Here is a 14368-nt window from a genome sequence, read left to right on the forward strand (position 1 = left end):
TAACCCACTTTCGTTCGCGGCCCGCACCCACTCACGTGCTGCCGTGCGGAGTACGTGGCGCTCCTCGCCATCTACGCGCAGCCCCGGTTGGGGTACGCGTCTGCGTCGCTGTCGATCACACGTGCCGCCTCGGACCTTGCGCCAAGTGGTGCATAAGCATGCGAGGGCCCGATCCTCCGCAGGATCGGGCCCTCGTACTTCGTGCCGGCGTCAGTGAAGAGCCTTCACCTTCAGCTCTTCGAACTCGGCAAGTGTGATCGCGCCGGCGTCGAGGAGCTCCTTCGCCTTACTGATCTCGTCAGCAGTGCTGGCTGCCGCCCCACGGCCCACGAGAGACGTAAGGTACTCCGCCTGCGCGTCCTGGATGCGCTTGGATTGTGCGTTGAGTCGCTCGCCCATCCCGCGTCCCCGAGCAAGCAGATAGACGATTGCCGTGACAATCGGGAACAGCATCAGGAAGATGATCCAGAGCGCTTTCATCCCGCCACGCATCTCGGTGTCCCGGAACAGGTCGCCGATGATCCCAAACAGCACCATCAGGTAGCTGACGAAGATGAACAGGCTGAGGAACCACCAGATAAAGTCCCCAAAGGATCCCCAGAATCCCTGATACTCGTACACGATGGGGGTGATGGACTCGAGGATTCGCATGTCGCGCCTTTCTTCGGGTGATGCGGACAGCTCAAAGTAACGGCGAGATCTCGGTCATCAGGGCACTCGGCCTGGCATCTCCGGGGCGCGCGCCAACAGCTGCGGGGCGACCCGTCGCGGCTGCGCACGCACGGCGTCGATCTACGCGCGCTGTCCTCGAGTTGCGCACGGCCCGTCCTGCTCCCCGGTGCCTCCCAAAACTATGGAGAGGATGAGCACAACGGCACAGCGCCGCAAAGTCAGCGGCGCCGGCGAGGTCGGAACCAGGGGAACAGCGAACCGATGACGACTCCGACGACGAGGACGACGAGGAACCAGATCCACGTCGGCATCGTGATCGTCCAAGCGAGAAAGTTCACCGGGCCCGGCGCGAGGTTCGAGAACGCGAAGACCAGTGCGAGCGCGAGTAGCACCAGCGCGAGAATGGTCTTCGCTGAGGCACGCTTCTTGCCGCTCGCCGTCGCAGCACTCTCAGGGTCGCGCGGAGGAGATGTTTCGTTCGCCATTATCGACTCCAATCGGGGGCGCGCCGAGCGCCTGACGCTGCCATCAGTATGCTCGTCGACCAGACGGTGGTGGGGTGGAGTTCGCAGCCCTACGAGTCACCTGGACCTCAGTACGTGCGAGCTTGCGACGATTGCGCGACGCGAGCGCTGCTCCCACGCACAAGTCACGACTGGCGCGCCACCCAGTGCCGATAGCCACACAGCCTGATGATGGCGTCGTCCAAGCAATACGCACCGAAAGTGAAATCGCACGTACCCGCTGCTCGTCCAGTGGTACTAACCGCTCGTTTTCCCCTGAAACGGCTGCGCGAGGCCCGCTCGACCTCAGCGCGCCCCCACAGACTGAGGGACAGCGGGTCACTGCTCTCCCGGTAGTACGCTCCGCAGCGCCGCAACCGTATGCCGTGCTCGGCGCTTGACGACTCTGAATCGGCGCGACTTCGCCTCGATGCGGCATCACTTGCCGCCTTTGACCTCCTGGTAATTCCGCCAGGCGGAACAGCAGCACACCACCACTCCGGTTTCACTTTGCTGCTGTGTGCATCCTGCACCGCGTGCGCCCGGGTTTGTCGGCCCGGGCGCATTGCGCTCCAGCTCGATTGGCTGCGGCAATCCACGGCTTGCTGGAGCACTCGAGGGCGATGCGCTCCGTCTGGCCCGCCACATCTCTTGCATGACGGCTGGCCAGCTGAACGCACAGGACAGCGCCGAGGACAGCGATGATGCCCGTCCTGCATGAAGGCGCGGTGCGACTAGGCGGAGATGAAGGACGGCGAGCGCCGCGGTCTTGATCGAGCGATCCGGCTGAGCGACGGCAGCCTGGCAAAGGAAAAGCCGGTCAGAGGATATTTCTGACCGGCTCTTCCTATTTACGAACAGATTGGCCTGTAAAAACGAACAGGGCCCGCTGTGGGGGGGGTTCACGAAATCCGCGATCCCAGTCGGGAGTAGGGCTCGCAGAAGGGGGTTTACAGCGCTTTCCACGCTAAGCACCTCCGTTTTCCACGACACCCCGGAAACCGTTGAGTTTCCGCGGATCTGAACTTGCCTGCACGCGCCCGGAACGGGCACGCTTCCGCCTGCGAGAAACGCCCGGGGACGCCTCGCCGCCGCTCGGCATGGATCACACCGGCACCCCCAGTACGTGTATCCGCGACTCGTGCCATGAACCTCGTTCGGCATCAACGACGGGTCCGGCTTAGGGCGAGGCTTCCGGGTGCGGGTCTTCGAGAATGCCTTCGCGACCTTGTTGCAACGCTTGCAGCGACAGTTCCAATACGTATAACCGCTCGGGGTTCCGTGTACGGAATCGGGCATGCCGGCGGCTAGCCTCGCGGCTCGGCGTGCCGCAGCCGCCGCGCTGTTCGCGGCCGGCACTTGTCACACGCGGGACGGCAGCGGGGGTTAGGCACGGGTGGTGCCATGCTCATAGCCGTCGGGCAGTTGCGGTTCGGTCATATGACCTCCATGCGCGGCCTGGGTAGTCGATGTTGACCACGCACGAAGCGAACCGTTCCTACTGGCGCAATAGGTGCCTGGAGACGATGTGGAAAACGCTATTGTTACCGCCGTTGATGTCCTTGAACACGAAGCCGAGACTCTCCAGCCAACTTGTCAGTACCCCCGCCATCTCGTCGGTCACCCGTCTCAGTTCGAGGGAGGGCACACGCGTGTGTGCGGAAGGAACGGTTCGAAGGATGTCCTCGAAGCGCTCCCAGTGCTCGGCACCCATCTGTTCCCATAGATCGCCGTGACCGAACTCTGCTCTCAGCGGCTCGTCCACGCTAAGTACTCGTCTTGCCGCAGCGATGTAGGCGAGCGCCTTCCAGAAGTGCTGCGACTGTTGGACGACGTTGTGGGCCAGGTATTGCACGTCGAGGCTCTGCTGGTACGCGTCGTCGATGAGCACGAGGTCCTCACGCAGAGCAAGTGGTGTGTCCGCGCTAAGCGTCGGCTCAATGCCCTCGCGTAGCGGCGCTGGAACGCCAAGCTCGGCGCGATACTCGGCGATGACCTGATGAGCAACAGTCAGAAGGCATCGACGCGCCCACGGTTCGTCGGCGAAGCCTCCATCGTCCTCACCATGCTGTTGCATCGCGACGTGCTGCGCTTCATGCACCACAGTTCTCCGAGCGCGTAGATCAGCACGCTCGTCCTGGGAAGCCTGCAACAGCCAGGCGGGGACGACTACGTGGATCTCGTCGGCGACGACCATGGTCTTCACCGCGACCTCGCCGGCACCACGAATCTCGTCGAAGCTGTCTCGGTACGTGCCCTCGGGCAGCCGACGCCGCACGGACTCGACGAAGTTGCCTGCGATTACGAGACGAACCGCTTCGGGCTCGCCTGCCATCGCCGCCAGGATTGCCCGGCCGAAGTTGATGAGCTCGGGCGCTTGTCCAGTGTGGATGTCGACTCCCACCTCTACGGGGTCGATCTCCTCGAGATCCAATGCAACTACGGGTACGGAGAGACTCGTCATGCGCGAAGTCTCCCACGTGTGTGGGCCCTGCGTCAGGCGTAGTGAGTAGACATCTTGGCTTCGCCGTCCCAGGGCACGGCGACCTCGAACGAGGTCGGAAGCACACACGGTTTGACGCCAGTGTGCTGCACCTTGCGCCGCATCGGGCCGCCGATGAATGAGTCCTTGATGGGCATGTTCATCTGGTGTGCCCATCCCACCGTCTCAGTGACGCGAGAGCTGATTGCTCGGATGGCGACGGTTTTCGGCATGACGGCGACGACCTGGTAGAACCGAATACTCGTCTGCTCCCATCCACCGGAGGAGACGAGGATGTCCCCGATGGTGAAACTGTCGGGGGTGGCCGTCTGGGGCTGGGCGGAAGGGGCTGCTTCGGTCACGGTGGTCCTGACGTTGAGGTGGGAAGTTGTCACGCCCTCTATGCGCGGGGAATGCACCTCAGCTCACTCGCACGGCAACAGCCTGCATGCGATCCGAGGCCCCCGGGCGGACGAGCATCTTGCCATCCGACCGCACGACACGAACGGACTCGAACTCGGTCCGCTCCACCATCACCGTTCGCCATTCCAAGCCACCGATGCGCACGACAAGAGGCCGTTCCTGGATCAGGGCCCGCGCCGTATCGTCCCAGTCCGCGAAGAACTCAGCATCGTCGATAACGAACTCAGCGAAGCGTCCTGACACGGTGGAGCCTTGCAGCAGCGCCTGAACGCGCACCAGTTCTTTCCCCTCTTCCTCCGTCATTCGTGCAAACTCGGGAACGACGATCTGGTCGTAGCTGTGTTGCTGGACCACGAGCAGTGCCTGTAGGAACGGCGCATAGCCGCGGGCGGCGGTCGTGATGTCGGAGGGGCCGAACTCGAACCGGGGAGAGATGGCGAGACCGTCCCGGATCGCCAGTTCGACGCTCGCTCCGGGCAAGTCCGCGACCAATTCAATGCCTCTGATGATGCTTGACGGAGACGCGCCCGCACCGAGGTTAGTGGAAAGCAGAATTCGATCTGGACGGCCAGGGGCGCCGAGGAAGAACTCGAACGCCGCCGCTCCGCTCAGCTCCGCTCGAAACCATTCCCCCGGACCCGCGGGGCTCCCGGACCGTGTAGCTGCGACGACCGGCACCGCCATCACGACGGTCTCGTCCTTGACGAGTCGGACCTCCAGGTCCGGGATATCGTCGCCGCCTGCCGGCGTCACCGTCCAGGCCGAGGCCGCGCCACCCTCTTCCAGCACGGTGCCCGGAGGCCCCTCACTCGCCTCGACGACCGCGTTCGCATCAAGGAGTGGAGCGCCGTACAAGAAGAACCGCTCCAGTGCTTGTTGGTCTTCTGGCGTGCTGGCTGTGAATCGGAACGTGCCCCGCACGGGCCGCAGTTGAGTGGACACGGGAGATCGAGCGAACACGTGGGTAACGAGGTAGTGACGCTCATCGAGGGATTCGATCACCGACTCCACAAGACCTGGACGCGATCCGCTGCGCAGCGATTCGTGCGGCGAAAGATCGTCGAGTGATCCCGAACGCACCTCGATCTCGTACCGATAGAAGGGGTCCACCTCATCTAATGATGCGCTGAGGACGCGCATGCGTTCCTGGACCGCGCCGAGCAACGGGTCACCCTCTTCGCTGGTGACGGAACGGCCGGCGGATAGCGCTTGCGCCATGAGCTCATGCCACCTCATTCCACCGTCACCGAAATAAAAATCGGTAAGACGCGGCGCGTCAGAGGCCCATCCGTCCAGTATTGCCCGACCGATCCAGCGGGTGTCGAAGCCGGCGTCAGCGGTGAGCTCCTTCAGCCAGGTAACGTTCGGTGGAGTCGGTTCCAGAGGCATCACCAGCGACCAGGAACTGACCTTGTTGTGCGGAACGAAGTCGGTGACGAACCTCTCCCATGACTCACGGATCTGTCTTTTCTCCGACGGTCCCAGGTTCGATGAGAACCGCTTGACCTGGAACACCTGAAGCCCCGTCGCTGTCGGTATCACGACGTCGACTCCCTGGTCTCCTTGCGCGGGTCGAATCTGATTCCCGGCGCCCGCCTTCAACAGCAGGTATGCCGCAACAAACTCTTCGATCTTCTCCCCGGATTCGCGCTCCCAGTTCACCGTCATGAACAAAGTCTGGCAGGCGTCGCGCTACCCGAGACGTCCGCCCCGCACCGTTCCCTACCTCGGTGACCTCGGCGCGAGAACGACGCCATGCGTGTGTGGCTGGCCCCCAGCGCGGAGATGACTCGCAATCTCGGCCGCCGCTACGTCAGACCGTGCTGCGACCGAGCGGAAAGCGTCCTGCCATCCACTGTTGGTGGGGTCCATGAGGTACAAGACCGTCGCGCTGTCGCCGATGTCGACGCGCCAGTCCGGCTCCCCAGGTTCAAACGCGTCGACCACCACGGTGTCCGGAAGGCCGGCACGGACGAACTGCCCGAACGACGGATCCAGCAGGAAGCCCGGGTCGGCGTCGGAGTACACAGCGATGAGGTGGCCCGCTCGCTGGAACTCACTACCGTCCGGCGACGCCGCTACCACCTCGGCTCCGCCTCTAGAGCCACCGTGCGATGCTACGAAGTCTTGAGCCATGCGTCCCGTGACCACGATGCGATCTGGCCTGCGTCGGTCCTGGCCGACTAGTGAGACCGCACGGGGCTGAAGCTCAATGCCGAACTGCTTAGCGAGTGCGACCAGCAACGCCACCGCCTCCACACAGCGCGGCTGATCATCGACCGCGGCTGCCACGGCCTGAACGAGGCGACCGAGGGTCTGATGAGTGTCCCGCGCAGTGGTCATCGGTCGGCCCTTCGTTGTCGCTGGAGGCGTCTGCTTCCTTGGTATGAGTCATTGTCTCGCGGCGAGAGTGTCGCCAACCACTGGAATACGCAGATAAGGCCTGGTACAAAGGGCCTTATGCCTATCCCGCGCCCACCACTCACCGCCCTGTCGTACGAGCGACGAATCGTACTGCCTGATGAACGGGTCGCCGTCTGTGGCGACTGGCATGGGAATCAGGCGTGGGTCCGCACACTTGCTCGCGCACTGCCCACACTTGCACCGGACGTCACGACCGTCCTGCAGCTCGGCGACTGGTGGATGGATCCTGTGGCCCCCGATGAAGCGTTCGTTGACACAAGCATCACGAAGATCTACGTCACTCTCGGGAATCACGAACCGTGGGGCGACATCATGAGACTCCAGGGGGCTTATCCGGGCGCCGCCGTGCAGGTCTCCAAGATCACTGGTTGCTCCCGCGTCCAGCTCGACTGCGAATCGGCGGCCGCACTGTCCTCTCCCTCGGGGGCGCGACATCCGTCGACAAGTACTGGAGGCGTGAAGGCGTCACCTGGTGGCCCGACGAGGACATCACTGACGAGCATGTCGCGGCGGCTCTTGCTGGAGGAGATGCGGACCTGATGCTCACGCACGAGGGACCCGCAGAAACGCCCGTGAGAGCGGTCCAAGAAGTACTGCGCACAAATCCGATGGGCTTCCCCGACGACGCCCTCGCTGACTCGTTGCTCTCTCGACGACGCGTCGCGAAGGTCTGGAACACCATCTACCCCGAGTTGCTCATGCACGGGCACATGCATGCCGCAGGTGGCGGGCAGACGGACGACGGTCGACGGGTGGCGAGCCTCGGCTCGGACATGCAACAGGGCAACCTCGGATTCCTGGACATGAAAACCCTCCGGCTGGAGACACCCAGCCTCCGCGACATCCGCGAGGCAGCAGAGCGGTGACGGAGACGAACCCGTGGGCCCAGATCGTCGGCCCGTGCTACACACCCGCATCTCTTGCCAGAGCCCTGGGATGGACGTCGGCGCAAGTCGCTGCGGCAGCCTCGACCCTCGATTTGCTCGAGCTCGAGACTGAGGAGGGCACTCTCCTCTATCCGGCGTTTCAGGTGTGGGACGGCAAGCTAGTGGACGGCCTTGGCGCGGTCCTTCGCGTTCTGAGCACAGGAACGAAGGGGCGGTGGACATGGGCGCAGTGGCTGAACACGCGGCCCGACAATGGCGAGGGCGGTGAGGAACCGAGCGCTATCGAACAGCTCCGAGCGGGCGAACTCGCCGATGTCTTGCTCGAGGCCCGACACGACGCGTGGGCATGGAGCAGTTGAAGGCAATCTCCGAGTCATGGCTCTGTCGCGAGGACCGTCACGACGGAACGCAACACCGTCGCCCTTCCACGGGCGGGCACCGTGCGGCCGGGACGATTCGTCATGGTCGTAGACGCGCCTGCAACCTCACGCAGTCCTCAGAAGAGAACGGTCTGAATCCCGCAGCTACGTCGTGATGATGTCGTCGGACGGCTCGGCACCGAGCTGCAGCAGACCGCTAACATCCGTGTGAACGGGATCCACCTCGTCCGTCGTGCCACCGGTCGCCGAATCTTCGTACTCAGGGCGTCCCATGACCACTTTCATGCAGAGTTCCGAGTACCGTGCTGAGGGCGCTGCCGCCAGACGCGGTCAACGAGCCCAGGGTGCTATCGCCAACGGACAAAACAGGCGTGTCAGCTCCGGCCACGCTGTCATCAAACCCAGGTCTACTCATTCTTCTTTTCCCATCACAGAACTTCGATAGTGAACACAACGGTGAGCGAGGCTGACGCGAGAGCGAGGGCTGCGAATCCGATCCACACCCATGTGGCGCGTGCGCGCAGGTCAGTCTCTCGCAGGTCGATGGCGGAGGCCTTGTCTTCGACGATTCGTTCCTCGACCTGCAGTGAACTCATGGCGCTGTCCACATAGCGGTCGACGAGGCGGCGGGCCTGAATCCCCACACGCTTCCCGGGGCGGACCGCGACCGACGCGCTCGCCAGTGCGACGCCAGCGAGGATAAGCGCGACGACTCCGAACCACGCCCCCTCGGTCCAGAGCTGAACGGTGGACGCGGCGACAAGGACGCCCGCCGACACTGCAAGGAAGGAGGCCTTGTTCGTAACGCTCGCCGTGCGGTCAGCGGCGTCTGTGGTGAGCTTGTCGAGTTCTTCGTTCAACAGTCTGATACGCGCGAATCGGGCACGCTGCGCGTCATCGTTTGCCCCAGGCGCCTGCTCCGTCTTCTTGCTCACGACATCAGGATATTCGCTACGACGGACATGGAGCGCGGTGCGCAAGCAACAGTCTCCTTCACACTGTCCATGTCGCGAAGTGGCGCCCGTCTGCGGTCACTCCGCGGTCGTATCCGGACTGGCGGGCAAGTTCGACGGCGATGAGGTTGAGTTTCCGGAGCACCGCGCCGAGCTCGGCGCGCGTCATCGGGACGTCCACAGGCTCCAGCTCGTGCAGTGTCGCACTCCATTCATCCCATATTCCGGCATACCGACCCCAGAGGTCAGGGATGTCCGTCGGAGCATTTGGAGCACGTCGACGTCTCGGAGATGGACATCGACGTCGAGAAGCGTCTCGGCCTCCCCGTCGATCCACTCATTCGCATCGGACGAGACATCGAAGTCATCGGCGACCGCCTGAAAGACCTCAGCAGCCCCGCCAGACCCACCCTGATGTTGGACGACGAGACGCTCGAGATGCTGCGTCGCCCAACCACTCGCTCCCGGATCCCTCGCCCACGCATTTCACGGCCTCGGCGCACGCGCTGACCTGAGTCAACTATCCCGGCCAGAACTTCGATTCACGCGTCGAGCAGGCGCGCGGCCCCTCTCGCGACACGCCGGTCGTTGATTCCACAGGAACTCGACGTATTTCTCTGCAAAAGGTGTGTCGTCTGTGGATGAATCGCACCTACGTACGATGTGCGTTACTGCCGCTTGGTCGTCTAATCGAAGAGACCTGTGGATGAAACTGTGGACAACGTGTGCCCATGCGGCCTCGGGCTGTGGATAACTACACGGATGTAACTACTAGCCCTTGTGGTCACCCCGAATGTCCGTCCCTATATGTAGTCTTGAGACCGGAAATGGACGAAGCTCGACAACCGTCGGGCGGGGCCGAGGTGTCGAGCTTCGAAGAGTCAAACTTGGTGGGATGACTTGGAACAGCTTAACGCTAGAACAGCCGAACGGATCCAGATGTTCCGTTCGGCGCCCCAGTCCTCCGTTCAAAGGAGAGTGTGATGACATCACGTCTTCACTCTGGGGACCGGACCCCTCGTTCCGGACAGTATGAACTGATCGGTCCGCGTGGCGGCCACACGGGCACGGAGAGGACCTCCACCCGGGGGAACCCTCTTCCCCCGACCCCGCGCGCAGGCATGTCCTACACCCTCGTCGATCCGACGAAGCACTAGCCATGGCACACGGAAAGCCGTCGAAGACGGCGCTCAGTCGGGCTGGCAGGACACTCGCCAAGAAGTCGTCCAGCAAGCCGGCGAAGTCAAGCGCCGGTCGCACGCTCGGCAAGGGCTAGCAATTGTGTGAGAGGGGCCGCAGCAGCGGCCTCTCTCACACGACCCTCAACATCAATCACGAGAAAGAGAACTGTTCCTATGACTCCTCGAGTCCCCTCCGCAGCATCCATCCGTTCCCAGATGAACTCCGCTCGCCGCAAGGCCGAATCGCAGATCCGTTCCGCGCAGCGCCAGATGGAGCGCGACGTCAACGCGGCCGTCCAGAAGGCGAACCGCGACATCAAGCGCCAGCTCCCGTAAGACGCACTCCAGGCGATGAGGGATCTGATCTCCAACAGATCCCTCATCGTTCTCGCGGCCGCGACAGACATCGCCGGCCCGAACTGGATCGTCACCGCCCTCATCAGCGCTGCCGTCGCCGGCATTGCAGGGTTTGTCGCTGTTCACATCGCCACTGCACGTTTCAGCGGGCATTCCGTGGTTCGCGTCGGCGGATGGCTACTTGGGTTGCTCGTGCGCGATGAGAACGGCAGGGTCCTGTGGACGCGACCGGTCGCGGACTGCATGTACTGCCCTCCCGCGAGGAAATCGATGATGACACTGCAGTGGAGAGATAACGCCGCACAGTTCGTGTGCACCACCAACCGCACGCAGCACCACACCGACCTGGACTGGACTCAGATCTGAAACCGCCCCGTCGGCTGAGCGTGACCCGGAAGCACCTCTCGCGTCATCCGACTCGTTAGCGTCACGGAAACGATTCTCCGTCGGATACACGCCCTAGGCTTTCATCCATGTCAGCGTCAGCAGGGAGCATCGGAGGGGCTTCCGATGATGCAGGCACCGAGTACAAACGCGGAGTGGTGGCATACGTCGTCGCCCACTGTGTGACCGGGACACCGCTGCCCCTGGCAAGCATGAGCGCGGCGCACACCATGGTGACCGCCGTCGCGACGGAGACAGACGACCCCGTCGACGATGTCCGCGTGGAGTTTGCCGGCAGCCAGATCGCCTTGCTCCAAGCCAAGCGCACGCTTCGCGCTGGCCGAGCGTTCAGCAGCGCTGTCGCACAGTGGGTGGTTGCCGCGCGACAAGGAATCGACCCCAGCATCCACCGACTCGTGATCGTCGCGGCCGAGATCAACGGCCCGATGAAGGTCCTGGCCCGCCTACTGGACAAGTCACGGACAGGCACGCCCGCCGCCCTCACTGACGGCGAGCAGCGCGTAGCCGCCCTTCTCGATGCGCAGCTCACCGAGCTCACCGACGAGCAACGAAAGAGCGTCTGGGCCAGTGCAGCGATCTGGGAGTTGCGCGTCGAAGAACCGACTCACTCGGATTCCGCTCGGGCCATCAGTCAACTGCAACACCTCGTCGCCGACCATTCACCGGCGCACGCTGCTCGGGCGTGGGACGTTCTCCTGGATGCCGCCGGACGCGCCGCACGATTACGCACCGGGTACGACCTCGCGGGTTGGTTGGAGGTCCTGCGGGCCGCATCCATCCCGCTGCATGCCGATGACACAGCGCCCGCCGCCGCCATCCTCCGCAGACAACGCGCACGAACCGTCTACCTCAGCCAGGTCACTTACGACGGCACCCATGTCGACCTGTCCGCCCTCGGCGCCACCCTTCCCCCACTCAAGCTGGCTGACACGGGAGAGGCAATACAGGTCGGTGTCGATCCTGAGGATTCCCGCGCCACTGGCGACCTCTTGTGGGCCTTTCTCCGCCGCCGCCGCGTCATCCTCACCGGTCTCCCCGGGGGTGGCAAGTCCACCGTCATCAGACAAGTCGCCGCCCAGCTCGCGAGCGACGCCACGATGCCGTTTCCCGTCGTCGCATCCCTGCGCGGCATCAATCCCGACCATCCTTCAGACGGCATACTGACGCAGATCGTCAGGGCCGCCACGAAGAACGTTCCTCATCCTCATCAGGCTGAGATCGTTGACGAGATCCATGAGCGTCTCACCAAAGACCGGCCCATCGCTTTACTCCTTGATTCCCTCGACGAGACGTACGACAGACGTCACGCGGTGGTCGGCGCGTTGCGGAAGATGGTGGCGGCGCTTCCTGAGGGCACTGCGATCCTGCTCGCCACACGGCACGTGGCCTACGCCCAGGCAGCCACCCTCGGCTGGCATGACCTGGAGCTCCTTCCCCCCAAGAACATCACCGAAACAGTCCGCAGCGTTCTCACACTGGCCGCAACCGAACAGGGAGTGGACGCCGACGCCGCCGAAGCGTGGGTGATGCAGCGCGAAGCGTGGGTGGCGCGTGCACTGCATAAGGATCGTGTTCTCGAGGAGACTCCGCTCCTTCCGACATTTCTCGCCCTCCTCGCCGCCCGCCGCGAGTCCGTCTCCGACCTGCCTTCCACCCGCGGCCGGATCCTTGTCGCGATGGTCAAAGACTTCGTGCTCCGCCACGAACTCTCGACCCGAGGCGGTGGCCGCCACGACAGAGAGGAAACACTACAACGCGGGACACGAGCATTCACGAAAGAAGCCGACACCATCCTCGACAGTCAAGGCGCTGTCTCGACAGATGAACTCATCACCGCCGTCGCCGCAGACCTTGCCGAGCATTGGGGAGATAAACCAGGGCCCAGCCGCGTGAACGCCGCGGAAGCAATCCGCGCCTTTGACGAGGCCGGGGTCTTCGTGTTCGACCACGACACCGACCGGGTCACTCCCCGCATCTCGCTCCTGGCTGAGGTTGGCGCGGCGATGTTCGCCATCGACCAGCCCGACACTCTCGCCGACTGGGTGCGTCAGCGTACTCACGCCACACAACTCGAACCCCTCACCTTGGCGTGCTCACTCTCCACAACCGTCCTCGGTATTTGCGAGAGCGAACTCGAACGCCACCCCGACAACTACGCCCTCGCCGCAGCGATGGCGCGTGCGTCACTGGACAATGCGCCCCTCACCGACTCGCAACTGCGTCTCGTCTGCACGACACTGACCCGCCACATCTGCACCGCCACCAGCGACGGATGGCGGCACTGGAACGTCCTCGCGCGGCTGCGCGTGCCTACCGACCTCATCGAGACGCTCCTGAGATCCATGGACGCACTTCCCATCGAGCATCAGCGCATCATCCGCTCCGACGCCCGATTGGTCCTGCACTACGAGGGTGCACTCACCGCGAGTCTCAGTGACTATAGGGACCTGCTGCGCACCAAAGTGCTACCGAAGCTTGATGGGGAGGCGAAGCAGAAGCTGAGTTGGATGACCCGGCTGCGTTCAGGCCTCATCGACCCACAAGTCCGTGCCGCGCGAGCCCTCCTAAGAGCCGATCCTTCCGCAGCTGTAGAAATCGCAGAGCGGGCGCGCGAAGAAGGCATCATGACAGGCCTCCGGAACCGCCTACGGGACGTCCTCAACGACCTCGGGTACGCCACGGAAGCACGCAGCATCGACGAGCTGACCGCCCGTCGGCTCAGCCGCCTCGATTTCAGCGGCCTCAACCTCGATTTCAACGAGAGCACCTTCACGGACTTCCTCGGCATCTTCCGCGCCTGGGAGCCAACTTCTCTGACGACACGGCAACAGATCGACACCGCAGAACTCGGCACCGTGCTGAACGTCACACGCTCAGACGTGCTCTCTAACACCTCGCTTCTGAGGACAGACCAGGATTACCTCCTCGACCTGTTCCGGTACACCGCGATGTCCCTGCACATGGACTGCGGGGTACTCGCCAGTCAGGCATCTGTCGTGATCGACCGCGTGAACACGTGGGGGTCCCTTGATCCCTATCTCGCGCTCCGTCAGGAGATCGACGAACACGTCGAACCAGACTGGGCGGGTATCGATGACCCAGACCGCGCCGCCAGCATCTTCGACAGAACGCTCGGACGCACGCTCGACCAGGCACACTTCGCCGCGTACATGCTCTCACTAGGTCCAAAAGACATCGCCGGGGACCGTCTTCAATTGGCCATCACGCGGCTGGGGCGCGCTCCCCGACACCAACGGCTCGCCGCGATAGCCCTCACCATCGTCACCGACGGAGAGCTCACACAGGAGTGGCTGGCTGACAAGAACCCCATCCTGCGCGAAGTCGCAGCGCAGGCGCCGAACGCCGGCCACGACACTCACCTTGCACTCCTGCACGACGACGATGCGAAGGTGCGACTCGCAGCCCTGCGTCAGCTCATAGACGAGGATGCGGAGGACCTGCCATCGGTGCTCGAGGAGGTCGCGGCGCAGGAGCCCACCGGATGGATGTGTCGGAGTTGTGCGAGAACGAACGATGCGCGTGCCGACACCTGTGCCAGCGTTGCCTGCCACCAGAGCGCCCCTAATCCGGCTGCGGCGGCGCGGGAAGAGCTCCTCGTGCGCCGAGACCAGTGACTCAGACGGCGCGCGCAGTGAACCGTAGCCTGCGGAATCCGGTCCCCGGCTCCGCATCTTCGACCA

13 protein-coding genes and 1 pseudogene are annotated in these 14368 nt (G+C 63.6%); 5 read left to right on the forward strand and 9 right to left on the reverse strand.

Features of this window, described 5'->3' with window-relative positions; genetic code table 11:
* Positions 1-210 precede the first annotated feature (210 nt).
* The 6 genes from HCX50_RS04055 to HCX50_RS04080 all read right to left on the reverse strand — a co-directional run bounded on the left by HCX50_RS04055 (position 211) and on the right by HCX50_RS04080 (position 6423).
* Entirely contained in the window at positions 211-651 is a 441-nt protein-coding gene (locus tag HCX50_RS04055; protein ID WP_167633106.1) for an SHOCT domain-containing protein, read from the reverse strand.
* Positions 652-890: 239 nt separating this feature from the next.
* On the reverse strand, positions 891-1157 hold the full coding sequence (locus tag HCX50_RS04060; protein WP_205828769.1) for a hypothetical protein: 267 nt from the start codon (positions 1155-1157) through the stop codon (positions 891-893).
* Positions 1158-2673: 1516 nt separating this feature from the next.
* Complete coding sequence (locus tag HCX50_RS04065; protein ID WP_167633107.1) at positions 2674-3639, reverse strand: hypothetical protein; 966 nt, start codon at positions 3637-3639, stop codon at positions 2674-2676.
* A 32-nt stretch (positions 3640-3671) separates the two neighbouring features.
* Positions 3672-4019, reverse strand: a complete 348-nt coding sequence (locus HCX50_RS04070) for a hypothetical protein (protein ID WP_167633108.1) — start codon at positions 4017-4019, stop codon at positions 3672-3674.
* A gap of 58 nt (positions 4020-4077) precedes the next feature.
* Complete coding sequence (locus HCX50_RS04075; protein ID WP_167633109.1) at positions 4078-5748, reverse strand: restriction endonuclease; 1671 nt, start codon at positions 5746-5748, stop codon at positions 4078-4080.
* Between the two features lie 54 nt (positions 5749-5802).
* Positions 5803-6423: a hypothetical protein gene (locus HCX50_RS04080; protein WP_167633110.1), complete on the reverse strand. Its 621-nt coding sequence runs from the start codon at positions 6421-6423 to the stop codon at positions 5803-5805.
* A 117-nt stretch (positions 6424-6540) separates the two neighbouring features.
* Between HCX50_RS04080 and HCX50_RS19835 the strand changes: the two are divergent.
* A pseudogene (locus HCX50_RS19835) lies at positions 6541-6777 on the forward strand (hypothetical protein); the annotation flags it as partial.
* Positions 6778-6872: 95 nt separating this feature from the next.
* Positions 6873-7370 carry a hypothetical protein gene (locus HCX50_RS19840; RefSeq protein WP_237682343.1) on the forward strand — a complete coding sequence of 166 codons (498 nt, stop codon included), beginning with the start codon at positions 6873-6875 and terminating at the stop codon, positions 7368-7370.
* A 545-nt stretch (positions 7371-7915) separates the two neighbouring features.
* On the opposite strand, the gene HCX50_RS20020 is transcribed toward HCX50_RS19840, so the two are convergent.
* From HCX50_RS20020 to HCX50_RS20025, 3 genes are all read right to left on the reverse strand, one after another.
* The gene (locus HCX50_RS20020; RefSeq protein ID WP_272953076.1) at positions 7916-8044 is read right to left on the reverse strand and encodes a hypothetical protein; all 129 of its coding nucleotides are present in this window, start codon (positions 8042-8044) and stop codon (positions 7916-7918) included.
* A gap of 155 nt (positions 8045-8199) precedes the next feature.
* Positions 8200-8706 carry a hypothetical protein gene (locus HCX50_RS04090; RefSeq protein ID WP_167633111.1) on the reverse strand — a complete coding sequence of 169 codons (507 nt, stop codon included), beginning with the start codon at positions 8704-8706 and terminating at the stop codon, positions 8200-8202.
* A gap of 58 nt (positions 8707-8764) precedes the next feature.
* On the reverse strand, positions 8765-8893 hold the full coding sequence (locus HCX50_RS20025) for a hypothetical protein (RefSeq protein ID WP_272953077.1): 129 nt from the start codon (positions 8891-8893) through the stop codon (positions 8765-8767).
* Positions 8894-9015: 122 nt separating this feature from the next.
* On the opposite strand from HCX50_RS20025, the gene HCX50_RS04095 reads away from it, so the two are divergent.
* The 3 genes from HCX50_RS04095 to HCX50_RS04105 all read left to right on the forward strand — a co-directional run bounded on the left by HCX50_RS04095 (position 9016) and on the right by HCX50_RS04105 (position 14302).
* A complete protein-coding gene (locus HCX50_RS04095) occupies positions 9016-9234 on the forward strand; it encodes a hypothetical protein (protein WP_167633112.1) in 219 nt (72 codons plus the stop codon).
* Between the two features lie 1022 nt (positions 9235-10256).
* Positions 10257-10628 carry a hypothetical protein gene (locus HCX50_RS04100; RefSeq protein ID WP_167633113.1) on the forward strand — a complete coding sequence of 124 codons (372 nt, stop codon included), beginning with the start codon at positions 10257-10259 and terminating at the stop codon, positions 10626-10628.
* Positions 10629-10801: 173 nt separating this feature from the next.
* Positions 10802-14302, forward strand: a complete 3501-nt coding sequence (locus HCX50_RS04105; protein WP_167633114.1) for an NACHT domain-containing protein — start codon at positions 10802-10804, stop codon at positions 14300-14302.
* Positions 14303-14368: the final 66 nt, after the last annotated feature.

The organism is Microbacterium sp. B19(2022), from assembly GCF_012030385.1.
Classification (GTDB): domain Bacteria; phylum Actinomycetota; class Actinomycetes; order Actinomycetales; family Microbacteriaceae; genus Microbacterium; species Microbacterium oxydans_B.

Excerpts from the sequence above, each read along its gene's own strand:
- HCX50_RS04060 (WP_205828769.1), bottom strand. The coding sequence starts at position 1,157 with ATGGCGAACGAAACATCTCCTCCGCGCGACCCTGAGAGTGCTGCGACG.
- HCX50_RS04095 (WP_167633112.1), top strand. The coding sequence starts at position 9,016 with ATGGACATCGACGTCGAGAAGCGTCTCGGCCTCCCCGTCGATCCACTC.
- HCX50_RS20025 (WP_272953077.1), bottom strand. The coding sequence starts at position 8,893 with ATGACGCGCGCCGAGCTCGGCGCGGTGCTCCGGAAACTCAACCTCATC.
- HCX50_RS20020 (WP_272953076.1), bottom strand. The coding sequence starts at position 8,044 with ATGGGACGCCCTGAGTACGAAGATTCGGCGACCGGTGGCACGACGGAC.
- HCX50_RS04080 (WP_167633110.1), bottom strand. The coding sequence starts at position 6,423 with ATGACCACTGCGCGGGACACTCATCAGACCCTCGGTCGCCTCGTTCAG.
- HCX50_RS04055 (WP_167633106.1), bottom strand. The coding sequence starts at position 651 with ATGCGAATCCTCGAGTCCATCACCCCCATCGTGTACGAGTATCAGGGA.
- HCX50_RS04100 (WP_167633113.1), top strand. The coding sequence starts at position 10,257 with ATGAGGGATCTGATCTCCAACAGATCCCTCATCGTTCTCGCGGCCGCG.
- HCX50_RS04065 (WP_167633107.1), bottom strand. The coding sequence starts at position 3,639 with ATGACGAGTCTCTCCGTACCCGTAGTTGCATTGGATCTCGAGGAGATC.
- HCX50_RS04075 (WP_167633109.1), bottom strand. The coding sequence starts at position 5,748 with ATGACGGTGAACTGGGAGCGCGAATCCGGGGAGAAGATCGAAGAGTTT.